Origin of the sequence: Streptomyces goshikiensis (assembly GCF_014650555.1) — a bacterium.
GTDB classification, from domain to species: domain Bacteria; phylum Actinomycetota; class Actinomycetes; order Streptomycetales; family Streptomycetaceae; genus Streptomyces; species Streptomyces goshikiensis.
In genome coordinates, this window is the sequence record NZ_BMVE01000002.1 from 585919 (window position 1) to 609952 (window position 24034).

Annotated in this window: 17 protein-coding genes, 1 tRNA gene and 2 pseudogenes; 7 read left to right on the forward strand and 13 right to left on the reverse strand. The window is 74.7% G+C overall.

What is annotated here, in order from left to right; translation table 11 throughout:
- Positions 1-11: 11 nt before the first annotated feature.
- The 9 genes and pseudogenes from IE248_RS07880 to IE248_RS07920 all read right to left on the reverse strand — a co-directional run bounded on the left by IE248_RS07880 (position 12) and on the right by IE248_RS07920 (position 10645).
- Positions 12-437 carry an RICIN domain-containing protein gene (locus tag IE248_RS07880; protein WP_190030262.1) on the reverse strand — a complete coding sequence of 142 codons (426 nt, stop codon included), beginning with the start codon at positions 435-437 and terminating at the stop codon, positions 12-14.
- A gap of 14 nt (positions 438-451) precedes the next feature.
- Complete coding sequence (locus tag IE248_RS07885) at positions 452-1300, reverse strand: aldo/keto reductase (RefSeq protein WP_008737804.1); 849 nt, start codon at positions 1298-1300, stop codon at positions 452-454.
- Positions 1301-1375: 75 nt separating this feature from the next.
- Positions 1376-2569, reverse strand: a complete 1194-nt coding sequence (locus IE248_RS07890; protein ID WP_229895171.1) for a CPBP family intramembrane glutamic endopeptidase — start codon at positions 2567-2569, stop codon at positions 1376-1378.
- Positions 2570-2658: 89 nt separating this feature from the next.
- Positions 2659-3429 (reverse strand): ABC transporter ATP-binding protein, encoded by a 771-nt coding sequence (locus IE248_RS07895; protein WP_100580341.1) that lies wholly within the window; start codon positions 3427-3429, stop codon positions 2659-2661.
- Complete coding sequence (locus IE248_RS07900; protein WP_308438138.1) at positions 3426-4121, reverse strand: ABC transporter ATP-binding protein; 696 nt, start codon at positions 4119-4121, stop codon at positions 3426-3428. The genes IE248_RS07895 and IE248_RS07900 overlap by 4 nt, the downstream gene beginning before the upstream one ends.
- A gap of 499 nt (positions 4122-4620) precedes the next feature.
- A pseudogene (locus IE248_RS07905) lies at positions 4621-6438 on the reverse strand (ABC transporter permease); the annotation flags it as partial.
- 19 nt (positions 6439-6457) lie between these two features.
- Positions 6458-7720: an ABC transporter substrate-binding protein gene (locus IE248_RS07910; protein WP_190030263.1), complete on the reverse strand. Its 1263-nt coding sequence runs from the start codon at positions 7718-7720 to the stop codon at positions 6458-6460.
- 125 nt (positions 7721-7845) lie between these two features.
- Positions 7846-9669: an AMP-dependent synthetase/ligase gene (locus IE248_RS07915; RefSeq protein ID WP_190030489.1), complete on the reverse strand. Its 1824-nt coding sequence runs from the start codon at positions 9667-9669 to the stop codon at positions 7846-7848.
- A gap of 124 nt (positions 9670-9793) precedes the next feature.
- Positions 9794-10645: a LysR substrate-binding domain-containing protein gene (locus IE248_RS07920; protein ID WP_190030264.1), complete on the reverse strand. Its 852-nt coding sequence runs from the start codon at positions 10643-10645 to the stop codon at positions 9794-9796.
- Positions 10646-10857: 212 nt separating this feature from the next.
- Between IE248_RS07920 and IE248_RS07925 the strand changes: the two genes are divergently transcribed.
- Together IE248_RS07925 and IE248_RS07930 are read left to right on the forward strand one after the other, a co-directional pair.
- Complete coding sequence (locus IE248_RS07925) at positions 10858-11895, forward strand: bile acid:sodium symporter family protein (RefSeq protein WP_229895226.1); 1038 nt, start codon at positions 10858-10860, stop codon at positions 11893-11895.
- Positions 11896-11904: 9 nt separating this feature from the next.
- Positions 11905-12336 carry a (2Fe-2S) ferredoxin domain-containing protein gene (locus IE248_RS07930; RefSeq protein ID WP_190030266.1) on the forward strand — a complete coding sequence of 144 codons (432 nt, stop codon included), beginning with the start codon at positions 11905-11907 and terminating at the stop codon, positions 12334-12336.
- Between the two features lie 32 nt (positions 12337-12368).
- On the opposite strand, the gene fdhD is transcribed toward IE248_RS07930, so the two are convergent.
- The gene (fdhD, locus tag IE248_RS07935; RefSeq protein WP_037800007.1) at positions 12369-13196 is read right to left on the reverse strand and encodes a formate dehydrogenase accessory sulfurtransferase FdhD; all 828 of its coding nucleotides are present in this window, start codon (positions 13194-13196) and stop codon (positions 12369-12371) included.
- Positions 13197-13413: 217 nt separating this feature from the next.
- Here fdhD and IE248_RS07940 point away from each other — a divergent pair, with 217 nt between their 5' ends.
- Together IE248_RS07940 and IE248_RS07945 are read left to right on the forward strand one after the other, a co-directional pair.
- The gene (locus tag IE248_RS07940; RefSeq protein WP_073772501.1) at positions 13414-14355 is read left to right on the forward strand and encodes a beta-ketoacyl-ACP synthase III; all 942 of its coding nucleotides are present in this window, start codon (positions 13414-13416) and stop codon (positions 14353-14355) included.
- Positions 14356-14517: 162 nt separating this feature from the next.
- Positions 14518-14602, forward strand: a tRNA-Leu gene (locus IE248_RS07945).
- A gap of 113 nt (positions 14603-14715) precedes the next feature.
- On the opposite strand, the gene IE248_RS07950 is transcribed toward IE248_RS07945, so the two are convergent.
- Complete coding sequence (locus IE248_RS07950) at positions 14716-15339, reverse strand: hypothetical protein (RefSeq protein ID WP_190030267.1); 624 nt, start codon at positions 15337-15339, stop codon at positions 14716-14718.
- 128 nt (positions 15340-15467) lie between these two features.
- Here IE248_RS07950 and IE248_RS07955 point away from each other — a divergent pair, with 128 nt between their 5' ends.
- Positions 15468-17204 (forward strand): serine/threonine-protein kinase, encoded by a 1737-nt coding sequence (locus IE248_RS07955; protein WP_506417320.1) that lies wholly within the window; start codon positions 15468-15470, stop codon positions 17202-17204.
- Between the two features lie 357 nt (positions 17205-17561).
- Here IE248_RS07955 and IE248_RS37230 read toward each other — a convergent pair.
- A pseudogene (locus IE248_RS37230) lies at positions 17562-18476 on the reverse strand (IclR family transcriptional regulator domain-containing protein); the annotation flags it as partial.
- 659 nt (positions 18477-19135) lie between these two features.
- The gene (locus IE248_RS07965; protein ID WP_053065811.1) at positions 19136-19657 is read right to left on the reverse strand and encodes a sigma-70 family RNA polymerase sigma factor; all 522 of its coding nucleotides are present in this window, start codon (positions 19655-19657) and stop codon (positions 19136-19138) included.
- Positions 19658-19957: 300 nt separating this feature from the next.
- Here IE248_RS07965 and IE248_RS07970 point away from each other — a divergent pair, with 300 nt between their 5' ends.
- Positions 19958-22081, forward strand: coding sequence for a hypothetical protein (locus tag IE248_RS07970; RefSeq protein WP_229895173.1), 2124 nt, complete (start codon positions 19958-19960; stop codon positions 22079-22081).
- A 197-nt stretch (positions 22082-22278) separates the two neighbouring features.
- On the forward strand, positions 22279-23994 hold the full coding sequence (gene metG, locus IE248_RS07975; RefSeq protein WP_037798495.1) for a methionine--tRNA ligase: 1716 nt from the start codon (positions 22279-22281) through the stop codon (positions 23992-23994).
- The last annotated feature ends 40 nt before the right edge of the window (positions 23995-24034 follow it).

The following is a 24034-nucleotide window of genomic DNA, read 5'->3' on the forward strand; positions in this document are numbered from 1 at the left end:
CAGCGGCGGACTCACAGGAGTTCCAGGCGCCACCACTGCGAGGGCGCGTCGCTGTCCTCGCACTGGCGGGCCCGGCCCTCCTCGTCCGCCTCCAGCGGCAGCCCGCTGATCGCGGCGATCAGGGAGACCACGCCGGGCGCGTCCAGGTGCTCCTCGACGATCCACTCCTGCGCGCCGAACGCGTTCGCCTTCCAGACCTGCACCCGGGTCCCGCTGTCCGTCGACGCGTTCGCGACGTCCAGCCGCTTGCCGTTGTGCGCGCTCACCAGGTGGAACAGCCCGCCGCCGCTGTGCACCGGCGAGATCAGCCACTGCTGGGCGGCCGCCGGCACGGGCGGCCCCGCGGGCCCGACGCCCACCCGGTTCCCGGCCTCCACCTGGAGCAGCAGACCGCTGGCGACGTTGCGGACCCGGTAGGGACCGTCCGGGGGATTCACGCGCGACCCACTCCTCAGATGTCGAACTCGGCCGGGTCCGGCCCGAGCCGCCGGCCCTTCGGCCCGGAGCCCAGCGCGTCCAGCGCGGCCAGGTCCGCCGCGTCCAGCTCGAAGCCGAACACGTCGAGATTCTCCCGGATCCGCGCCGGGGTCACCGACTTCGGGATCACGACCGTGCCGTGGTGCAGGTGCCAGCGCAGCACCACCTGCGCGGCCGTCCGGCCGTGCTTGGCGGCGACCGCCGTGACGGCCGGCAGGGAGAGCAGCTCCTTGCCCTGGCCCAGCGGGGACCAGGCCTCGGTGGCGATGCCCAGCCGCGCGTGCAGCGCGCGCAGCTCCGCCTGCGGGAACAGCGGGTGCAGCTCGATCTGGTTCACGGCGGGCACCAGCGCACTCACCTCGGCGAGCCGCTCCAGGTCCTGCGGGCGGAAGTTCGACACGCCGACGGCCCGGGCCCGGCCGCTCGCCGCGATCTCCTCGAAGGTCCGCCAGATGGTGAGGAAGTCGTCGCGCATCGGACGCGGCCAGTGGATCAGGTACAGGTCCAGGCGGTCGAGCCCCAGCCGTCCGAGGGAGGCGTCGAAGGCGCGCAGCACCCCGTCCCGGTCCCAGGACCGCGTCTTGACGTTCCACAGCTTGGTGGTGACGAACAGTTCCGCGCGCGGCACGCCGGAGCGGGCGATGGCCCGCCCGGTGCCCTCCTCGTTGCCGTACGCGGCGGCGGTGTCGATGCTGCGGTAGCCGGCCTCCAGTGCGGTCCCGACGACCCGCTCCGCCTCGTCGTCCGGGACCTGCCAGACGCCGAGGCCGAGCCGGGGCATGAGCGTGCCGTTGTTGAGCTCGATGGTGGGGGACTGGTTCACGTCTGTTCGCTCTCTCGCCTCGGGCCGCCGCGGTCGGCCGCGGTCGGCCTCGGTTCGCCGCGCCGAGCGGGGACGTTACTGCGCCGCCGGGCCCGAGGGAAGCAACGCCCCGGAGCGGCGCGGTCCGCGCCGCTCCACCCCGTACTTCGTGCTCAGCCTCGCGATGAGCAGGCAGTACGCCGGGGAGATGAGCAGTTCGAGTACGAGGGCCTGCCAGGGGGCGTCCGCCGCCGTGTCGGTGTCCGCGAGCTGACCCAGCACGAGGGAGAGGCAGAAGGCGACCAGGTTGTTCGCGGTGTGCGCCGCGATCACGGCCTCCAGGCCGCCGGTCCGGACGACCAGCCAGCCCCACCACATGGCCGAGTAGAACAGGAGGGCGAACCCCGACCACGCGCCGAACCCGTGGGCCAGCGCGAACAGCAGCGAGGCCACCACGATGCCGGGCCAGGGCGAGCGGAGGAACCCTCCGAAGTACTGGGCCAGCCAGCCCCGGAAGACGAACTCCTCGGCCGCCGCCTGGAGGGGCACCACCAGCAAGAGCGCCACCAGGCCGAGCAGCAGCCTCCCCCAGCCGGGGAACTCGACGGCGCCGAGGCCCGCGTCGCCCTCCTCCAGCCAGCCCCACAGCATCAGCAGACCCGTCTGGAGAGAGAGGACGGGGAGCGCGACGGCGGCGCAGACGCCGAGCCAGCGCCACCGCAGCCGCCCCGTCACCGAGGCCACGCTCCCGGCGAACCGGTGGCCGCCGAGGCGGACCGCCAGCAGCACGGCGGGTATGCCGATCGCGATCCCCGCGAGCGCCATGACGGTGTCGGCGAGGGGATCGTCCAGGAACCGCTCGCTGTCCGCGGGAGCGAAGTCCAGCCCCAGGGCGTAGCCGGCCGCCGCACCGGCGGCGATGACGGCGATCGTGCCCGCGACCAGGAAGCCGACCAGCAGCAGCAGTTCGCCGAGCCGCCCGAGCACGCCCTGGCGGCCGTTGCGCGCCTGCTGGTGGTAGAGCGAGTCCTCGGGAGCGGCGCTCGGCCCGCTGGGCCGCACCTCGTAACCCCACCGGGGCTGCGCCCCCGCCGCCGCCCAGCCGCCGTCCCCGGCGGGCCAGGCCAGGGGAGAGCGCCCGCCCTGGGGGCCGATCCCGCCCTGGGGGCCGATCCCGGGCCCGGCGCCGGGTTGGTCCCGGGGCGGCGGCCCGGTCGGAACGTCGGTTGCGGGCGGGAGGTGTTCGGCCGTGGGACCGGGCAGGTCCGCGCGATCGGGGGTCTCTGACACGGGTCGTCCGCCTTCTTCCAGCTCCGCCGTCCTTGGCCCCCCATTCGATCACGCGCTCGACCCCCTCCGGCCCCGGGCCCGGGAGTTGGTCACGCCGCGCCCAGATACGCCTTCCGCACCAGCGGGTCCGCCCGGACCTCCGCCGCCGTCCCCTCGGCGAGGACCGCGCCGAGGTCCAGTACGACCACGCGCGCGCAGAGCCCCATCACGAAGGCCACGTCGTGCTCGACCAGCAGCACCGCGCACCCCTCCCGGGCCAGTTCCCGCACCACACCGGCCAGTTGCTCCCGCTCGGGCGCCGACATGCCCGACGCGGGCTCGTCCAGCAGCAGCACCCGCGGCGGATCGGCCACCGCGCGCGCCAGCTCCACCATCCGGGCCCGGCCCACCGGCAGCCCGCCCGCGTACGAGGCCCCGAGCGGCCCGATCCCGCAGTCGTCCAGCACCCGCGCCCCCCGCTCCCGGCGCTCCCGTTCCCGCCGGCGCCGGGCCGGCGAGGCGAGCAGGTCGGCCGCGAGACCGCCCCCGCCGCCCCGCCACTCCTGCGCGACGAGCACGTTGTCCGCCACGCTGAGCTGCCCGAACAGCTGCTGCCGCTGGAACGTCCGGCGCATCCCGTGCCGGGCCCGCCACACCGGGGAGCGGCGGGTGATGTCGGTCCCGTCCAGCAGGATCCGCCCCCGGTCCGGGCGGCGGATCCCGGACAGCACGTCGAACAGGGTGGTCTTCCCCGCCCCGTTCGGCCCGATCAGCCCGCACACCTCCCCGGCCCGGAGCCCGAGCCCCACCCCGGTCAGCGCCCTGACCCCGCCGAAGCGGACGCCGACCCCGCTCGCCTCCAGTACGTACGGCTCGCTCATGTCGCCCTCCCCAGGTAGGCCTCGGTCAGCCGGTCCTCCTCCACCTCGGCCCGCGGGCCGCACCAGGACACCCGGCCCCGCGAGAGGTACGCGACGGTGTCGGCGACCCCGAGGATCCCGGCCGCCTTCTCCTCCACCAGCAGCAGCGCGGTCCCGGCGTCGCGGAGCTCGGTGAGCAGCGCGTACACCTCCGCCACCACGCGCGGGGCCAGACCGAGCGAGGGCTCGTCCGCGATCAGCACCTCGGGCGGCCGCTGGAGCAGCGGCGCCAGGGCCAGCATCTGCTGCTCCCCGCCCGACAGCGCCCCCGCGGCCACCCCGCGGCGCTCCCGCAGGTGCGGGAACCGCTCGTAGACGGCGTCCCGCGCCCGCGCGTCCGGCAGGCAGAGCGCCAGGTTCTCCTCGACGGTGAGGGAGGGGAAGACGCCCCGTCCCTCGGGCGCGAGCACCACCCCGCTCCGCGCCCGCCGTACCGCGCCGTCCCCGGTCACCGCCCGTCCCCGTACGAGGACCTCGCCCCCGGTGACGGGCAACAGCCCGGCGGCGACCCGGCACGCGGTGCTCTTCCCGGCCCCGTTCGGCCCGAGCACGGCCAGGACCTCCCCGCGCCGCACGCTCAGATCCACCCCGCGCAGTACGAGCCCCCCGTCGTACCCAGCCCGCACCCCCCCGCAGCTCCAGGGCAGGGACACCCGACCCCGAGGGCCCCGAGCCGACCCCCCGCGAACCGGCCGAGCCCGCTGGCGTCCAGCCCGCTCCGGACGTGTCGCTCCGGGCTGGGCCCGCTTCGGCCGAGCCCGCGCCGGTCGGGCCCGCTTCGGCCGAGCCCGCGCCGGTCGGGCCCGCCTCGGCTGGGCCCGCGCCGGTCGAGACGGCTCCGGTCGAGCTGGCTTCGCCCAAGCCCGCCCCGCCCGGGCCGCCCCCGGCCGAGCCCGCTGGCGTCCAGCCCGCCCCGGTCGAGCCGGCCCCGGCGGGGCACTCTCTGCCCGAGGCGGCCCCGGCCAAGCCCGCTACTGCCGAGCCGGCCCCGGTCGAGCCGGCTTCGGCTGGGCCCGCGCCGGTCGAGCCGGCCCCGGCCGGGCCCGCTTCGGGCGAGGCGGCGCCGGCGCGCCGTTTGGCCGCTCGCACCGGGAGGGCGGCGCAGTATCCGTCCGGGTCGTTGGCCAGTGCCAGTCCCGCGAGCCCGAACAGGATCACCGGCAGGTGCGCCGACGCCGTCACGTAGTCCGCCATCAGCCGCGGCGCGACGGCGAAGACCAGCCCCGCCACCACCGCGTACTGCGGCCGCCGCACCCCCGCGGCCACCACCACCGCCAGCCACACAAGCCCCGTCATCGCCGTGAAGTCCGTCGCGGTGACACGGGTGTTGTACGACGCGTACACCACGCCCCCGAACCCGGCCAGCCCCGCCGACAGCGTGAACAGCAGCAGCTTCGTCCGCAGCACGGACACCCCCGACGCCATCGCCGCCGCCGGCGCCGACCGGACGGCCAGCACCGCCCGCCCCGCCGGGGAGCCCCGCAGCACGCTCAGCCCGGCAGCCACCATCGCGACGAGGAGCACCAGGGCCACGCCGAGCGCCCGGTCGTCGGACAGGTCCACCGGCCCGATCACCGGCCGCGGCACCGGCCAGCCCGCGTCCCCGTTGCGCAGCCACCGCAGCTGGAACAGGACCTGGTCGGCGAGGAAGGCCAGCGCCAGCGTCGCCAGGGCGAGCGAGCGCCCGCCCAGCCGCAGCGCCGGCAGGGCGACCAGCGCCCCCAGTACGGCGGCCGCGCAGGTCCCGGCCGCCAGCGCCGCCACGAACGGCCAGCCCCGGCTCATCAGCAGCCCCGCCACCAGCGCCGCCCCCGTCACGAAGGTGGCCTGCGCCAGCGAGACCATCGCCCCGAGCCCCGTCACCATCGTGAAGGACATGAACACCAGCCCGATCGCCAGCCCTTGCGCCAGCAGCCCGCTCCAGAACGGCGTGGTGACGGTGTAGAACGCCACGCACAGCGCCCCCGCGAGCACCGCCCACACCCCCCACCGCCGCGCCCACGACGCCCCCGCCAGATGATCGACCGGCGGCGCGTCGGCCGCCGCCGTCCCCGCCGTCCGGGCCCTGCGCGTCAGCACCAGCAGCCCGCCGAACAGGATCAGGAACGGCACCGCCGTCCGGAAGCCGGTGATCCGCTCGGCGAAGGAGGCGTACCCGGCGACGAGGTTCTGCAGTACGCCCAGCCCCAGCCCGCCCGCGAACGCGAGCGGCACCGACGCGAAGCGCCCGATGACCGCCGCCGTCGCCGACACGAACAGGAACAGGGTGAAGTCGTGCGCCGACAGCCCCAGCAGCGGGGTAGCCAGCACCCCCGCCAGCCCCGCCAGGCCCGACGCGATCATCCAGGCCACCGACGACAGCCGGTCGGCGCTGATCCCGCGCAGCTCGGTCAGGGAGCGGTTGTCGACGGCCGCCCGCAGCCGCAGCCCCAGCCGGGTGTGCCGCAGCAGCACCCACAGCGCCACGGCCACCAGCGCCGTCGCCACCCAGGTGATCAGCTGGTCGGAGTCGATGCCGACCCCCTCCGTCAGCTGCCAGGACCGCGCGGGGCTCGGCCCCACGCCCGGCAGCCCGAACTGGTTCTCCGCCGGTTTCACGGGCGCGCCCGCCTCCGCCAGGAGCTCCACCGCCCACAGCCCGGCCGCCGGCAGCGCCACCAGCAGCCCGATGGTGGCGACGATCTGCGCGCTCTCCCCGACCCGGGCCAGCCGGCGGAACATCAGCCGGTCCAGCGCCCAGCCGAGGCCGGGTGCGAGTACCAGGACGACCAGCAGCGCCGCCGGGACGGCCGGCCAGCCCAGCCCGGAGCGCACCTCGTAGAAGACCAGCGCGCACAGGTAGGCCGTGGCCCCGTGCGCGAAGTTGAACAGCCCGGAGGCCGAGTACGAGAGCACGAGCCCGGTGGCGAGCAGTGCGTACAGGGCGCCGGAGACCAGGCCGCTCAGGGCGATGACGAGCAGATCCTCCATGCCGCTCCCCTTGCCCGGGCTACTTGAAGGGGACGGGTTCGTAGCACTTGAAGGGGACGGAGACCTCGTACGCCCCGTCCTTCAGCCGGACCAGCGCCCCGCAGCCGAAGCTCTCCTTCTGGCCCTTGGGCTCCGCGCGGTCGCCGACGAGCGTGCCGGTGTCGGAGAAGCTCCGGGCGGCGTTCTGGAAGTGGGCGACGGTGAGGTCCTTGCCCGCCTTCAGGGCGATCGACACGAACAGGTCCGCCGACATGTACCCGGTCAACATGTGCATGTTCAGGGGGACTTCCCGGCCGCCCGAGGCCGCCTTGATGTCCGCCTTGAACTGGTCCATCCTCGGGTTCGCGGACTCGAAGGGCTCGAACTGGAGCAGGACGTGCACCCCGTCGAGGGCCTGCCTGGTGGTGTCCTTGGCGAGCAGGGCCGGGTCGTAGTCGGTCGGGTCGGAGAGCAGCCCCCGGTACCCGGCGCGCTTGAGGGCGGTGAACAGCCCGATGTTGTTGGGGGTCTGCATGACCGAGACGACGGCGTCCGGCGCCTCGCCCCCGTCGCTCGCGAGGATGTCCTTCACGTACGCGGACCAGTCGCTCGGCACGGCCGTGGCGGGAACGGAGGCCTTGGCGTAGGCCACCTCGAAGCCGGCGCCGGCGAAGCCCTGTTGGAAGGTGCGGATGCCGAACTTCCCGGCGTCGCTGTCGTTGGCGATGATCGCGACCGACTTGCCCTTCGCACCGCCGAGCACCTGGCCGATGCCCTCGGGCCAGGTCTGGTTGAGGGTGCCGCCGGGGGAGGGGACCAGGCAGCCGTTGAAGCCGTAGATGTACTGCGGCCCGCAGAAGGAGGGCAGGGTGCCCCAGCCGAAGGTGGGCACCTTCTCCTGCTCCAGGAAGTCGGCGCCGGAGAAGGTGACCGAGCTCATCGGGGCGACCGCGAAGACCTTGTCCTGCTGGACGAGTTTGCGGGCGGCCGCCAGGTTCTTGCCGGGGTCCTGGCCGTCGTCCTCGGCGCCGATGTAGTCGATCGTGCGGCCGTTGATCCCGCCCTCGGCGTTGGCCCTCAGGTACCGGGCCCGCGCCCCGAGGTCGGTGTCCTTCTTGCTGTAGCCGCTCGCGCTGGTCATGGAGACGATGCCGCCGACCTTGATCGAGCCGGCGCTCACCCCTCGGGTGGCCGCCGCGTCGCCGGGCTTGCCCGGCAGGGAGCCGCCGGAGGCGGAGTTGCAGGCGCAGACGAGGGCGAGCGCCGCCGCGGCGGCGGCCAGGGCGCGGATCGGTCGCAACATGGGTGGGGATCCCCTCCGGTCGGAATCCCCGCATTCTGTGCGTGAGCTGACGCACCGTCAATATTCCTGACACGGTGATTTGACGATCCGTCAGGAATGGGCGGGCGGCCGCCCCGAGGGGCGCGTCAGGACTGGTAGAGGGCGGCGACCTCCTTCGCGTACGCCTTCTCGATCGCCCCGCGCTTCAGCTTCAACGAGGGCGTCAGCAGCCCCCGTTCCTCCGAGAACTGCTCGGCCAGTACCCGGAACGTACGGATCGCCTCGGCTTGCGAGACCAGCGTGTTCGCCGCCACCACCGCCCGGCGCACCTCCGCCGTCAGATCCGGGTCGTGCACCAGGTCCGCCGCCGCCAGCTGCTGTCGCCCCCGCATCGACAGCCAGTGCGCGACCCCCTCCATGTCCAGGGTCACCAGCGCCGCTATGTACGGCCGGTCGTTGCCCACCAGCACGCACTGCGCCACCAGCGGATGCGACCGCACCCGCTCCTCCAGGGCCGCCGGCGCCACGCTCTTGCCGTTGGAGGTCACCAGGATCTCCTTCTTGCGCCCGGTGATCGTGAGGTACCCGTCCTCGTCGAGCCGCCCCAGGTCCCCCGTCGCCAGCCAGCCGCCGCGCAGCACCACCTCCGAGGAACGCGGGTCGTTGAGGTACCCCGAGAAGATGTGACCGCCGTGCAGCCAGACCTCCCCGTCGTCGGCTATGTGCACCGTGCTGCCCGGGATCGGCCGCCCGACCGTGCCGTACTTCGTCGCCCCCGGCGGATTCGCCGTCGCCGCCGCGCAGGACTCCGTCAGCCCGTACCCCTCGAACACCGTGATTCCCGCGCCGTCGAAGAACAGCCCGAGCCGGCGCGCCATCGCGGACCCGCCCGACATCGCGTGCCGCACCCGGCCGCCCATCGCCTCGCGGACCTTCCCGTACACCAGCTTCTCGAACAGCTGGTGCTCCATCCGCAACGCCGCCGAGGGCCCCGGCCCGGTACCGAACGCCTTCTGCTCCCGCGCCTCGGCGTACCGCACGGCCGTCTCCACCGCCCGGTCGAAGGCCCCCGTGCGCCCCTCCACCTCGGCCTTGCGCCGCGCCGCCGCGAACACCTTCTCGAAGACGTACGGCACCCCGAGCACGAACGTCGGCCGGAACGCCGCCAGATCCGGCAGCAGCTCGGCCGCCGCCAGCACCGGCTGGTGCCCCAGCTTGACCCGCGCCCGGACCGCGGCCACCTCCACCATCCGGCCGAAGACGTGCGCGAGGGGGAGGAAGAGCAGCGTGGACGGCTGCTCGCCGGGCCCGGCCTGGAACACCGACTCCCAGCAGTTCACCAGCGTGTCCGCCTCGAACATGAAATTGCCGTGCGAGAGCACACAGCCCTTGGGGCGGCCCGTGGTCCCGGAGGTGTAGATGACGGTGGCCGTCGAATCCGGGGTGACCGCACTGCGGTGGCGGTGCACCACCCCCTCCGCGACCCCGCGCCCCGACTCGACCAGGTCCGCCACCGCCCCGGCGTCGAGCTGCCAGAGCCGGCGCAGCTGGGGGAGCCGCTCGATGACGGAGCCGACCGTCATCGCCTGGTCCTCGTCCTCGACGACGCAGCCGACGCAGGACGAGTCGTAGAGGATCCAGTGGACCTGCTCGACCGACGACGTCGGATACACGGGGACCGGCTGGGCGCCGACGGCCCACAGCGCGAAGTCGAACAGCGTCCACTCGTACCGGGTACGGGACATCACCCCCACCCGGTCCCCGAACCGCACGCCCTGGGCCAGCAGGCCCTTCGCCAGCGCCAGCACCTCGGCGGCCAGCTCGCCGGAGGTGACGTCCAGCCAGCGGCCGTCCGTCTTGCGGCCGAGGACCACCCGGTCCGGATCCTGCGCGGCGTGGTCGAACACGACGTCGGCCAGCCCTCCGACCGGCGCGGCCGTGATCACGGGTGGCACGGTTACCTCGCGCAACATCCCGCTCCTCTCCGTGTCGGCGCCGCGACGCTACCCCACGCGCGGGGCCGGCCGGGACCGCTTCGGAAACCTCCACAGGATCCCCTCGGATTTCACCGCCCGGGACGGCTCGGACCGCAGGTCAGGCGGGCCGGCTGAGGCGATCGCCGCCCGAGAGGACCGCGGCCGCCAGGGCCTCGGAGGCCGGGGTCGGGCGGCCGGCCTGGAGGAGGGCGAACTCCACCGGCCCCAGCTCGGGCAGCCCGCCCACCCGGACCAGCCCCGGCGGGATCAGCCCCCGGGTGTGCGCCATCACGCCCAGACCGGCGCGGGCCGCCGCGATCAGGCCGCTCAGGCTGCCGCTCGTACAGGCGATCCGCCAGGCCCGGCCCTCCCGCTCCAGGACCTCCAGCGCCCGGGCCCGGGTGATCCCCGGCGGCGGGAACACGATCAGCGGGACCGGCCGCTCCGGATCCACCCGCAGCCCCTCCGCCCCGATCCACACCATCCGGTCCCGCCACACCAGCCGGCCCCGCTCGTCGCCCGGGCCGCGCCGTTTGGCCAGCACCAGGTCCAGACGGCCCGCGTCGAGCCGCTCGTGCAGGACCCCCGACAGCTCGACCGACAGCTCCAGGTCCACCTCGGGGTGCTCGTGCCGGAAGCCCTCCAGGACCTCCGGGAGCCGGGTCAGGACGAAGTCCTCCGACGCGCCGAACCGCAGGCGGCCGCGCAGCCGGGTCCCGGTGAAGAAGGCGGCGGCCCGCTCGTGCGCCTCCAGGATGGTCCGCGCGAAGCCGAGCAGCGCCTCGCCGTCCTCCGTCAGCTCCACGGAATGCGTGTCCCGGAAGAACAGCGGCCGCCCGGTCGGCTCCTCCAGCCGCCGCACGTGCTGGCTGACGGTGGACTGCCGCACCCCGAGCCGCCCGGCGGCCTGCGTGAAGCTGAGCGTCTGGGCGACGGTGAGGAACGTACGCAGCTGAACGGGGTCGTACATGGAGCCATGCTAGGGCGATTGTCATTGCGCACGCCGATGACAGTGAGCACGGAATGCGCCTTTCCCGATCACCATTGCCCCGGGCACGATGAGAACGACACCGCACGAGAAGGCACCCGTACATGCGCCGCACCCGCCCGACCCGAACCGCCCCGCCGGGCACCGGCTCCGCCCCGCGGGGCCGCCGGTGGGGGGTGGTGGACCCATACGTGATGGCGCTGCTCGGGACCGTCGGCGTCGCCGCGCTGCTGCCCGCCCGCGGCGCCGCCGCGGACGTGGCCGACGCGGGGGCGACCGGCGCCGTGGCCCTGCTGTTCTTCCTCTACGGCGCCCGGCTCTCCGCCCGCGAGACCCTCGACGGACTGCGCCACTGGCGGCTGCACCTCACCGTGCTCGGCTGTACCTTCCTGCTCTTCCCCCTCCTCGGCCTCGCCGCCCGCGGCCTCGTCCCCAACCTGCTCACGCCCCCGCTCTACGCCGGCCTGCTCTTCCTCTGCCTGGTCCCCTCGACCATCCAGTCCTCGATCGCCTTCACCTCGATCGCCCGCGGCAACGTGCCCGCCGCGATCTGCGCCGGCTCCTTCTCCTCCCTCGCAGGCATCGCCCTCACCCCGCTCCTCGCCGCCGCACTGCTCGGCGCCGACGCGGGCGGCTTCTCGCCCGGCTCCCTGGCCGGGATCGTCGTCCAGCTCCTGCTGCCGTTCCTCCTGGGCCAGGTCCTGCGCCGCCGGATCGCGGCCTTCCTGGCCCGCCACAAGAAGGTGCTCGGCCTCGTCGACCGCGGCTCGATCCTGCTCGTCGTCTACACCGCCTTCAGCGCGGGCATGGCCGCCGGCATCTGGCACCAGGTCAGCCTCCCGCGTCTGGGCGCCCTGCTGCTGGTCGAGGCCGTGCTCCTCGCCGTCATGCTCCTGGCCAGCTGGTACGGGGCCGGCCGCCTCGGATTCGACCGGGCTGACCGGATCGCCATCCAGTTCGCGGGGTCGAAGAAGAGCCTCGCCGCCGGACTTCCCATGGCGAGCGTGCTGTTCGGGGCGCAGGCGAGCCTGGCCGTGCTGCCGCTGATGCTGTTCCACCAGATGCAGCTGATGGTCTGCGCGGCCCTGGCCCGCCACCGGGCACGCGACGCCGACCGGGACCCGGAGCGGGACCCGGACCCCGCGCCCGCGCCCGCCGTGCCCCAACGCGCCCCCGGTCATGTGGCGGAGGTCTCGCCCACCCCCCAACACCCCGCCGCCCGGGCCCGGTAACGTGCGGCGGTGACCTGGATACGCCCGCTCGCCGCGCACGCCGAACGCCCCTGCACCCTGGTGGTGTGCAGGGGCTGCTGCTGTGGCGACCCCCGCAAGAACCCCGGCACCGACCACGCGGGCCAACTGGCCCGGCTGCGCGAGGCCGCGGCCGCGTCAGGGGGCCGGCTGGCCGTCCGTACGAGCGACTGCCTCGGCCCCTGCTCCCAGGCCAACGTCATCGTGGTCCAGCCCACCTCCGAGGCCCGGCGACGCGGCGCCCGCGCGGCCTGGTTCGGCTGGGCCCTCGACGACACCGCGACCGACGAGATCATCGCCTGGGCGGAATCGGGCGGCCCCGGCTCCAGCCCGCTCCCGGACACCCTCGGCCTGCACCGCATCGACCCGCCGGAGCCCAAGCCGAGGACGGACACCCCGCGCCGCGCCCGCCGGGGGCGCTGAGCGGCGGCGCCGAGCCAGGCGGCGGCGGCGCGTCAGAGGGTGACGCGCTCCTCGCCCGCGTAGATGTTCATGTCGGGCCCGCGCAGGAACCCGATCAGCGTCAGCCCCGTCTCCAGCGCCAGGTCCACCGCCAGCGAAGACGGCGCGGAAACGGCCGCCAGCACCGGGATCCCGGCCATCACGGCCTTCTGCGCCAGCTCGAAGGACGCCCGCCCCGACACCAGCAGCACCCCGCCGGCCAGCGGCAGCCGCCCGGCCTGGAGCGCCCGCCCCACGATCTTGTCCACCGCGTTGTGCCGCCCCACGTCCTCCCGTACGTCGAGCAGCTCGCCCTCCGCCGTGAACAGCCCGGCGGCGTGCAGCCCGCCGGTCCGGTCGAACACCTTCTGCGCCGCGCGCAGCCGGTCCGGCAGCTGTCCGAGGAGCGCCGCGGAGACCCGTACCGGATCGGCGGCGATCCCCGTGAACCGGGTCGCCGTGCGCACCGCGTCCAGGCTCGCCTTGCCGCACAGCCCGCAGGAGGAGGTGGTGTAGACGTTCCGCTCCAGCGAGATGTCCGGGAGGGGCACGCCGGGCGCGAGCTGTACGTTGACGACGTTGTACGTGTTCGAGCCGTCCTCGGCGGCGCCCTCGCAGTACGTCACGGCCCGGACCTCCGCGGCCGAGGCGAGCACGCCCTCGCTCACCAGGAAACCCACGGCAAGCGCGAAGTCGTCCCCCGGGGTGCGCATCGTGATCGCCAGCGGTTTGCCGTTCAGCCGGATCTCCAGCGGCTCCTCGGCGACCAGGGTGTCCGGCCGGGTCCCGGCCACGCCGCCCCGGATCCTGACGACACGACGGCGTTCGGTGACCCGTCCCATGGCGATCAGCCCACCCGTTCTCTGCTCGTCGCGCACCTCGTCGTGCACCTGACGAGCACATTCTCCCGGATGGGCGCGCGTAGATGCCCCCGGCAGCGAGTTGCTCGGAATTCTCCAAATTCCGGGGCAGGAATCCTGTCGGGTCACTCACACCCGTACCCACCGGTAGCAGGCCAAGCTGGTTAGTCCTGACCACCGACAAAGGGGGACCCTGCCCATGACCGGTTCACGCGTGGTGGCGCTCGGGCACTACCAGCCCGCCAAAGTGCTGACCAACGAGGACCTCGCGGCCATGGTCGACACCAACGACGAGTGGATCCGGTCCCGCGTCGGCATCAAGACGCGCCACATCGCGGGCCCCGAGGAGCCGGTCGACGAGCTGGCCTTCCAGGCCGCCGGCAAGGCACTCGCGAACGCCGGTCTGAGCCCCGACGACATCGACCTCGTGCTGGTGGCCACCTCCACCGCCATCGACCGTTCCCCGAACATGGCCGCCCGCGTCGCCGCCAAGCTCGGCATGAGCAGCGCCCCCGCGCTCATGGACATCAACGTCGTCTGCTCGGGCTTCACGCACGCCCTCGCCACCGCCGACCACGCGATCCGGTCCGGCTCCGCCACCCGCGCGCTGGTCATCGGCTCCGACAAGATGACCGAGATCACCGACTGGACCGACCGCACCACCTGCGTCCTCACCGGCGACGGCGCGGGCGCCGCCGTGGTCGAGGCCAGCGAGGAGCCCGGCATCGGCCCGGTCCTGTGGGGCTCCGTGCCGGAGATGGGCCACGTGGTCCGCATCGAGGGCACGCCGCCGGTCTTCGCGCAGGAGGGCCAGTCCGTCTACCGCTGGACCACCAGCCAGCTCCCGGCGCTCGCCCGCAAGGCCTGCGAGAAGGCCGGGATCACCCCGGAGGAACTGGCCGGGGTCGTCCTCCACCAGGCGAACCTCCGGATCATCGAACCGCTCGCGAGCAAGATCGGCGCCGTCAACGCGGTCGTCGCCCGCGATGTCGTCGACTCCGGCAACACCTCGGCCGGCAGCATCCCGATGGCCCTGTCCAAGCTGGTCGAGCGCGGCGAGATCCCCTCCGGCGCCCCGGTCCTGCTCTTCGGCTTCGGCGGCAACCTCTCGTACGCGGGCCAGGTCATCCGCTGCCCGTAGCCGCACCAGGCGAGACGCCCCGTCTCGCGAGGGCCTACGGCGCATGCGTGCAGGTCAGCGCGGCCGCGTCGAAGGCCCCCGGCCCGAATACCTGGTCGGAACCACCCCCAACCTTTGCTATTGTTGTCCATGTCGCCGCGGGAAACCGGGGCCGACCACCTAGTCCGGGTGGCGGAATGGCAGACGCGCTAGCTTGAGGTGCTAGTGCCCTTTATCGGGCGTGGGGGTTCAAGTCCCCCCTCGGACACAAAAGCGAGAACCCCACTTCGGTGGGGTTCTTTGCGTTCAGCGGTGCGCTCGCGAGCCGAGGGCCCGGAGGGCCGGGACGGCTCCGGGTGGAGGCGTCCCGGCTTCTTCGTCCTACTGGACCGCCCACTTCAGCGGTTCCTTGTAGTAGCCCCGCGAGAAGGTGACGAACGCGGCCGGCTTGCCCTCGGGCACCAGGTACGACGCGCACCGCGTGTGGTCGTCGCCCTTCTTCCACTCGGCGGCGGGGGCGTCGTCCTCACAGTCGGCCGGCTTGCTGGTCAGGTCCTGGCCCATCATCAGCAGGCGGGTGACCGGTACGTCGTCGGCGGTGCGCACGCCCACGTCCGACATCACCATGGCGCCGGTCATCGGCGCGTCCCCGTCGACGAGCTTGGCGTTGACGTACACCCAGACCGGCACCCAGCCCTTGTACTTCTCGTCCTTCAGCTCGTCCAGGTCCGAGGCCTTGCCCACGACCACCCGCTGCGCGGTGATGGTGAACTTGCCCGTCTTTCCGTCGTGGGTGAGCTCCTTCGTCTGCGTGCTCGGCTCGCCGAGGCGCAGCGTCTTCACGGGAGCCTCGGAGGCCTTGGACGCCTTCGCCCCGTCCCCCTCGCTCGCGAACGGCCCGCACGCGGCCAGAAGCGGTGCGGCGAGCGCGATCGCGGCGGTGCGCGCGGAGCGTCGCATGGTGGTGGCCCTGGTGTGCGTCAGCACGTGAATCCCCTCGGTCATCTGTGTTTCCCGGGACCCGGCGCGGCAGGAAAGCCGCCGGGGCCCGGACGAACACTCTCATGAGCGACCGACACGGCCCCTGACGTGTGCGGCATCATGGCCCTGGAACGGGCCGAGGGGGAGCGAACGTGTCGCAGGACGAGCCGGGCAACAGCAAACCGATCGCCGGTCGTTACCGTCTGGGGAAGCGGCTGGGCAGGGGCGGCATGGGCACCGTCTGGCGCGCCACCGACGAACTCCTCGGGCGCCCGGTCGCCGTCAAGGAGCTCCACGTCGACGGCGGTACGGAGGCCACGAAGGCGCTGCGGGAGGCGCGTACCGTCGCCCAGGTCAAGCATCCGCACGTCGTCGTCGTGCACGACGTCGTGGAGCACGAGGGGCGCCCCTTCATCGTCATGGAGCTCGTGGAGGGCGGCTCGCTCGCCGACCGGCTCGCCACCGAGGGCCCGTTGAGCGTCGGCGACACCGCCCGTACCGGGCTCGCCCTGCTCGGCGCGCTGACCGCGGCCCACGACCGCGGGGTCCTGCACCGCGACGTCAAACCCGCCAACGTACTGATGGAGGCGGGCAGCGAGCGCGTGGTGCTCACCGACTTCGGCATCGCCAGCCTCGTCGGATCCACCACCATCAGCGAGACCGGCGCGTTCGTCGGCTCGCCCGAATACACCTCGCCCGAGCGCATGCAGGGCGCCGCCGCCGGACCCTCCTGCGACCTGTGGTCGCTCGGGGCGCTGCTGTGCGCCGCGCTGACCGGCGAGTCGCCCTTCCACCGGGACTCGCTCGGCGGGGTGCTGCACGCCGTCGTGTACGACGAGATCCGGCCGCCCGCGCAGGCGGGGCCGCTGGCCCCGGTCATCCGGGGCCTGCTCGAACGCGACCCGGAGCGGCGGCTGTCGGCGGCCGAGGCGGGGCGGCTGCTCACGGCGTACGTGACCACCGGGCGGGTCCCGCTGGTGGAACGCGCCGCCGGGCCGACCCCGCCGCCGCCCGTGTCGTCCGCTCCGACCCCGCCGCCCGGACCGGTTCGGGCCGACCGGACGCCTCCCGGGTACGCGCCGACGGAGCACTCGGTCCCGTCCGCCGGACCCGCGTCCGCCGGACCCCGGCCCGCCCGCCCGGCCGCGCTGCGGGTGGGGCTGGTGGCCGCGCTGGTCGTCGCGGCCGTCGTCGGCGCCGTCGCCGTCACCTCCTACCTCGGCGACCACCCGTCGGCCGGCCGGGCCGCCGGGACCGCCGCCGCTGCCCCGGCCACCCCCGGGACCCCCTCGGCCTCGGGCGCGGCGCCGGCCGGCACGCCCTCGCCGGCCGCGGCGACCCCCGGCGCGAGCGCCCCGCCCACCGCCGACGCCAAGCCCGCCGACACCCGCCCCCCGACGGCGGCCGCCCCGCCGCCCGCCGCCCGTAGCGTCGCGGCCGAGCCCGCGCCCGCCGGGTACCGGAGCGTGACCGACCGCCAGGGCTTCCGCATCACCGTCCCCGTCGGCTACCAGCGCTCCACCGACGACCGGCGGGTCTTCTACGTGTCCCCGGACGGGGCCTTCCGCATCGGCATCAAGGTCGACCTGGCCACGGCCGGCGGCCCGCTCGGCGCGATGCGGCGCTCCGACGCGAACGGCGCGGACACCAACCCGGGCTTCCGCGACCACTCCGTCGTCGCGACGACGCACAACGGACTGCCCGCCGCCCTCTGGGAGTTCACCTGGAACGGTTTCAGCGCCGCCGAGGGCCCCCGGCACACCTTCGACGTCTGCTGGGACGAGAACGGCCGCATGTACGACGTCTGGGTGTCGGCGCCCGTCGGCCGTCTCGCCGAGGCCCGCAGCCACTTCGACACCGCCCTGGACTCCTTCGTACCGGCCGGCTGACCCGGCCGGGGTTCAGGTGGTGCCCAGGACCACCAGACCGTCCGGGGTCGGCAGGCTCCCCGGGCGGAGCGGGGCGAAGGTGCGCGGCAGCGCGAGCCGGGGCTGCCCGCCGCCCGCCTCCGGGACGGCGTCGAACAGGTAGGCCGCCGCCGTCGCCGGGTCGCTGACCAGGTGCGGCCCCCCGGGCGCGGCGGCGCTCGCCCGGGTGAGGGGGGTACGGAACAGCCTGCGCAGATGCCGCAGGGTCTCCGGGGTGACCCCGGCCGGCCGCGGAACCGGTGCGGGCGCCGCCACCGGGGTGTCCGCGGGGGCCTTCGCCGGGCCGCCCGCCCCGGTCTCCGGCGGGATCGTGCCCGTCAGCAGCAGCGCCAGCAGCACCGGAACGGCCTTGCGGCGCAGTGCTTCCGTGGCGTGCCGCAGGCGGTGCGCGTGCGGCACGGGCAGGGACAGCGCGAGACACGCGGCGGCGTTCCCGATGGTGAGGGGCACCGCCGAGCAGACGACGCCGGGGGAGTACTCCCGCAGGTCGAAGACGGGGGCGCCCGGAGCCACCGCGTCGAGGGCGCTGAACAGGGTCCGGCTGTCGGTGATCGTGCGCGGGGTGAGCCGGGCCGGGCGGTGCCGGGCCACGTGGTCGGCCCGGCCGTCGTGGTCGAGCTGCGTCAGCAGGCACTTCCCGACGGCGCTGGCGTGCGCGGCCGCCCGGAAGTCCACCCACTCCCGCACCGGCGGGGTCCCGGGCCCGTCGGCCATCTGGGTGATCAGCACCTCGCCCTCCGCGTACCGGCTGAGGTACACGGCGGCGCCCGCGCTGTCCCGGGCCAGGGCCAGGGTGCGCTGGAGTTGCCCCGCCAGACCCCGGCCGCCGGGAGCGGCGAGCCGGTCCAGGGCGGGCCCCCGGGCGAAGGCGCCCGCGCCCAGCGCGTCCGCGTACTCCTCCTCGCACAGCATCGCCAGCAGCGGCCGCAACTCCGGCCCGGCGAGCCCCGCCTCCCGCCCCAGCTGGGCGGCCCGCACCCCCAGCGGGTGCCGTTCCAGTACGCGTACGACGGCCAGCGCGCGGCGTGCCTGCGCCAGCGCCTCGGTGCCGTGGGCCGGCGGGGTGCACCCGCGCGCGGCGGCCGTCAGCGCCGGATGCCGCAGCGGGGCGAGGGCGAGGGCGAAGGGGAGCGGGAGAGCGGGCGCGGGTCCGGGGCGGCCCGGCCGCATCGCCGGGAGCCCGGCGGGCGCCGGCGGCCGGGCCGGCGGTGGTGGGGGGTGGAACGCGCCCAGCACCCCCGCCAGCCCCGGTCTCGGCAGCGGCACCGGCCCCACGTCGGGATCGTCGAGCTGGTCGACGTACCGCAGGACGGCGGCCTGCGCGCACAGCCGGACCTCCCGCAGATCGCGCGGCCCGCCGGGCCGGAACCCGCGCCGGCCGAGCTCGCGCGCCCAGACGCCGGCGTCGTGGTGCTCGCCGCGGCGGGAGTGGTCGAGGAAGAGGCAGTACGCGGCGTGCGCGGTCCGGGGGCCGCCCGACCCGGCGGCGAACTGCCACCAGAACCGGGAGCCCTCGCGCAGCCCCGCGAGGTGCAGGAGGCAGCCGAAGACCACGGCGCCGGCCAGGTCGGTGCGATCGCCGGCGGAGAACGACGCGAGCTCCGCCTCCGCCGCGGGCGCGCACACCGCGGCCAGGCAGGCGGCCTTGAGGTCGCGCCGGGCCCGCTCGGAGTCGAGCGGGCGGTCCCGCGCGGGGTCGCTCCACCCCGCCGACCGGCGGCGGGAGCGGCCGACGGCCGCGCCGAGCGCCCGCGGCACGCGCAGCAGGCGGGCCTCGGCGGCGCCGAGGTCGTAGTGCGGATACCGGTCGCGGACCCCCGCCCGCTCCAGGAACTCGGTCAGGGAACGGGGGGTTCCGTCGCTGTCGGGCCACTCGGGCCGCTCGCGCCGCCTCATGACTCGGCGGACGTGTCGAGCAGGCGGGCGAGCCGCCGGTGCGCCTGGCCGAGGTGCGTGCGGACGGTGGCCTCGTCGACGCCCATCACGGCGGCGGCCTCACCGGGGCTGCACTGGAGTCCGTAGCGCAGGACGACGGCGTCGCGCTGCCGCTCGGCGAGGCGGGAGACGGCCGAGTAGAAGCGGATGGTGTCGGTCAGCACCTCGTACCGGTCGGCGTGGGCCTCCTTGAGCGCGGCCTCGAAGGCGCTGATGTCCATCGGCCGGGGCCAGGGGCTGCGGCGCTGCTGCCGGTCGGCGAGGCGTTGCTTGAGCACCGTCCACGCGTAGGCGTCGAGGCGGTCCATGTGCAGCATCCGCAGCCACTCGCTCATCAACGCGTCGAAGGTGGCGTCCACGGCGTCCTCGGCGGCGGCGTCGGAGCCGAGCTGCAGGTACGCGAAGCGCATGTAGGAGGGCCGCCGGTTGGCGTGGAACGCCCAGTAGGACAGGCGCGCGGCCGGGCCCCACTGGCTCATCGGAGTCGGTCGCCGCCGTCGGCTGGGCAGCCCGACCGCCCCACCGGACTCCTCAGGTCCGCCATCGTTCACCGTTCCACCTCATCCCCTGTGCGCCGCACCGCCAGCCTGTCAGCGCGGGCGCGCCCGGGGGCGCAGAGAGGAAACCTGGAAATATTACGTTCGGTGATGATCGGCTCTTGACCGACTTCGACCGGGCGGGCCGTTAACCAGCGCGGATGCATATGCCGCTCGGCGGAGGTCGGCGGAGGTTGGCGGACTGCGTGTGACCATCGCACGATTCACTCGTTTGTCGGATACGTGAGCACATCACCGCGCTTCCGCTCCACCGCCGTCGAACAGGCCGAGGCGGTCCTCGTCGAGCAGTACCCCCGACTCGTACGGCTCGCCTACCTCACCCTCCCCGACTCCCTCGGGCGGCACGGCCGGGTGCTGCTGGCCCACAGGGCGGTGCAGCGTGCGCTGCCGCGGCGGGGCGGGGCCGCCGGGCCGGGCGGTCCCGACGGCTCCGGCGGCGCGCTCGCCGAGGTGCGGGTACGGGTCCTGCGCGGCTGCCTCGCCCCCGCCGGGCGGACCGGTGCCGCGCTGGCCCGGGCGGGCTGGCCGCCGGTCCCGCCCTTCGTGTGGGGGCTGCGGCTGTGGCCGCCGGCCGGGGGCATCGAGGAAGTCGCCCGGATGCTGGCGGGGGAGCCCGCGCCGGTCCGGGCGGCCTTCGTCCTGCACCGCGTGGACGGGCTCCCCGAGGAGACGGCCGCGCGGCTGCTCGGCGCGGCCGGCGCGCCGGCCGACGCGATGGCGCGGGCCCTCGCCCTGGGGGTCGGTGAAACGCTCCTGCGGGAGCTGCGGCGCCCGGAGTTCGACGCAAGCGTGGTCAGCACCCGCCCCACCGACCTGCTCCGGCGGCGCCGCCGGGTCCGGGCCGGGTGGGCCGCGGCGGCCGCGCTCGCCGTCGCCGCCGGGGCACTCGCCGTCGTGGGCCCGGCCCGGCCCCACGCTTCCCGGCCCGTGGCCGTCGGCGTCCTGGACCCGGCCCGGCTGGAACGGGTCCCGGCGCAGGCCTGGGCCGACACGGCCCGCGTGGACTTCACCGCCTGGCCCGCCCGCGGCGGCCGCACCACCGACCGCGCACTCCTCGGCCGGGCCCTCGGCGCCTGGTCCAGCGCGAGCCCGCCGCACGCCCCCGCCCCACCCCAACCCACCCCGGGCCCACCCGCCGTGGGCCGGGACGCCCCGGGAGCTGCCGACCCGGGCCGGGCTGCCTTGGGCTCGGCTGCCCTGATCCCGGCCGCCGTGGGCCGGGCCGGCTCGGGCGCGGGGTCGCTGGGTTCGGGCGGGCGGCCGGGGGTTGCGCCGGTCGCGGTCGTCGGCGGCGGGGTGGTGGTCCGTGCCGCGCCGGGGGTGGACACGGATCCGCCCCGCAGGGCGCCGCAGCTGCTGTACGCGGGGGACAGCGACGGGCGGGCCGTGGTGCTCCTCCTCGACGGGGACCGGGTGGTCCGGTACGCCGAGGCCGTCACCGGGCGCGGGGCGCGGGAGCTCGACTTCGCCCGTACCGACGAGGCCGGCGTCACCACCGCCGCCGCGCTCACCCTGGTCCGCAGCCCCGACGGCGGCCGGGCCCGCTACCTCCTCGCCCCCTGGATCGCCGCCGCCGGCACCCGCGACCTGCTCCGGGCCGGGGAGGACACCAAGCCGCTGGCCCTCGCCGCCGACGGGGTCACCGCCCCGGTCGAGGTGCCCCGCAGCGCCGGTGCCTGCGCGGCCTGGCCCGCCCTCGAAGTCACCTCCTCCGCCCGCATCGTGGAGAAGCACTCCTTCGTCCTCGCCGACCTGGGCACGCTGACCCCCGTCCACCTCACCTACATCCCCCTGCCCGACGGTCCCGGCGCCGCCGCCGCGCGCCAGCCCCGCGAGGCCACCGGAGCGGCCGCCCGGGCGGCCTGGGCCGCCACCGCCTGCCGGCTGCCCGAGATGCGCGGCATGCGCGACGGCGGCGTGCGCGCCGTCAACATCTGGGAGTTCGCCTCCTCGGAGCTGCCCGACGGCGGCGGCCGGGCCGTCTGGTCCTGTACCCGGACCTCCTCCTGGGCCGGGCCCGGCGACGTACTGGTCCGGCTCAGCCCCGCGGCCGGGCCGCCGCAGGACGTGGCGCGGGCCCCGGACACGGCGGCCTGCGGCCGGTTCGGCCAGCACCTGCTCGCGGGCACCCGGTGGCGGTCGCCGGCCGGCCGCTGGTACCTGCTCGCCGCCGGCAGCCGCGAGGTCACGGGGATCACCGCGAGCGGCGCGGTCCGGGCCGAGGCGCGGGGCCGGACCCTCGCCGCACCGGCCGGACCGGAGGCCGCCGCCGTCGAGCTGACCGGCCGGCTCGCGGGCGGCGGCCGCGTCACCGCGCTCGACGGCGGCGGCGGGGGCCGGGACTGACGGGTCGGTGTCACCGCCCGCCACCTGTAGCATTGGCCCATTGCGAGGGCCGTGACGGAGAGGTCACTGCCCTCGCTTTCGCGTATGTCCACCCAGTGAAAAAGCGGGACGTGGCCTTTGGCCGGTTCGATACGATGAACCGCATCATCGCCCGACAGGCCACGTGATACCGCAGATATGAAATGGAGCATCCGAGGATGGCTCGACACCTGATCACCAGCGCGCTTCCCTACATCAACGGGATCAAGCACCTGGGCAACATGGTCGGGTCGATGCTTCCGGCGGATGTGTACTCCCGGTACCTCCGCCAGCGCGGCCACGACGTCCTCTACATCTGCGCCACCGACGAGCACGGCACCCCCGCCGAACTCGCCGCCAAGGAGGCCGGACTCTCGGTCGCCGAGTTCTGTGCGCAGGCGCACGACGCCCAGAAGGCGGTCTACGACGGCTTCGAGCTGTCCTTCGACTACTTCGGCCGCAGCTCCTCGCAGCAGAACGCCGAGATCACGCAGCACTTCGCGCGCCGCCTCCAGGAGAACGGCTTCATCGAGGAGCGCGCGATCCGGCAGGTCTACTCGCCGGTCGACGGCCGCTTCCTCCCGGACCGCTACGTCGAGGGCACCTGCCCGCACTGCGGCTACGACAAGGCCCGCGGCGACCAGTGCGAGAACTGCACCCGCGTCCTGGACCCCACGGACCTGATCGAGCCGCGCTCGGCCATCTCCGGCTCCACCGAGCTGGAGGTCCGCGAGACCAAGCACCTCTTCCTCCTCCAGTCCAAGCTCCAGGTCGAGGTGGAGGCCTGGGTCGCGGAGCACGAGGAGGAGTGGCCGCAGCTGGCGTCCTCGATCGCCCGCAAGTGGCTGACCGAGGGCCTGCACGACCGCGCCATCACCCGTGACCTCGACTGGGGCGTGCCGGTCCCGGCCGACACCTGGCCCGAACTGGCCGCCGAGGGCAAGGTCTTCTACGTCTGGTTCGACGCGCCGATCGAGTACATCGCCTCCACCAAGGAGTGGGCGGACGCCGACCCGGCGAACCGCGACTACAAGTCCTGGTGGTACGAGGCCGAGGACGTGCGCTACACCCAGTTCATGGCCAAGGACAACGTCCCGTTCCACACGGTGATGTTCCCGGCCACCGAGCTCGGCACCCGCGAGCCGTGGAAGAAGGTCGACTACGTCAAGGCCTTCAACTGGCTGACGTACTACGGCGGCAAGTTCTCCACCTCGCAGAAGCGCGGCGTCTTCACCGACCAGGCCCTCGCGACCCTGCCGGCCGACTTCTGGCGCTACTTCCTCATCGCCAACGCGCCCGAGTCCGACGACTCCTCCTTCACGTGGGAGCACTTCGCCGCCACGGTCAACAAGGACCTCGGCGGCACCCTCGGCAACTTCGTCAACCGCGTGCTGACCTTCTCCCGCAAGAAGTTCGGCGACGAGGTCCCGGCGGGCAGCCCCGCGGGCGAGGCCGAGGCCAGGCTCGGAGAGCAGATCGCGGAGCTGCTGGCCGAGTACGAGGGCCACATGGAGTCCCTCCAGTACCGCAAGGCCGCGGCCGCGCTGCGCGCGCTGTGGTCGGCCGGCAACGCCTACCTCGACGAGAAGGCGCCCTGGCTGGAGGTCAAGACCGACCTGGAGGGCGCGGCGCTCACGCTGCGCACCGCGATGAACCTGATCCACCTCTACTCGGTGGTCTCGGAGCCGTTCATCCCGGCCTCGGCGCGCGCCATGCGCTCCTCCTTCGCGCTCGCCGACGACACGGCGACGTGGGTCACCCCCGAGCAGGCGAAGTCGCTGGACGCGGTCCCGGCGGGCACGCCGTTCACCGTGCCGCCCGTGCTGTTCGCCCGGGTCACCGAAGAGGACCTGGAGTCGTACCGGGAGCGCTTCGGCGGTTCCGAGGCGGGCTGACGCCCGGCTGAACGGCCCAGAAGAGAGCTGGACGGAGGGG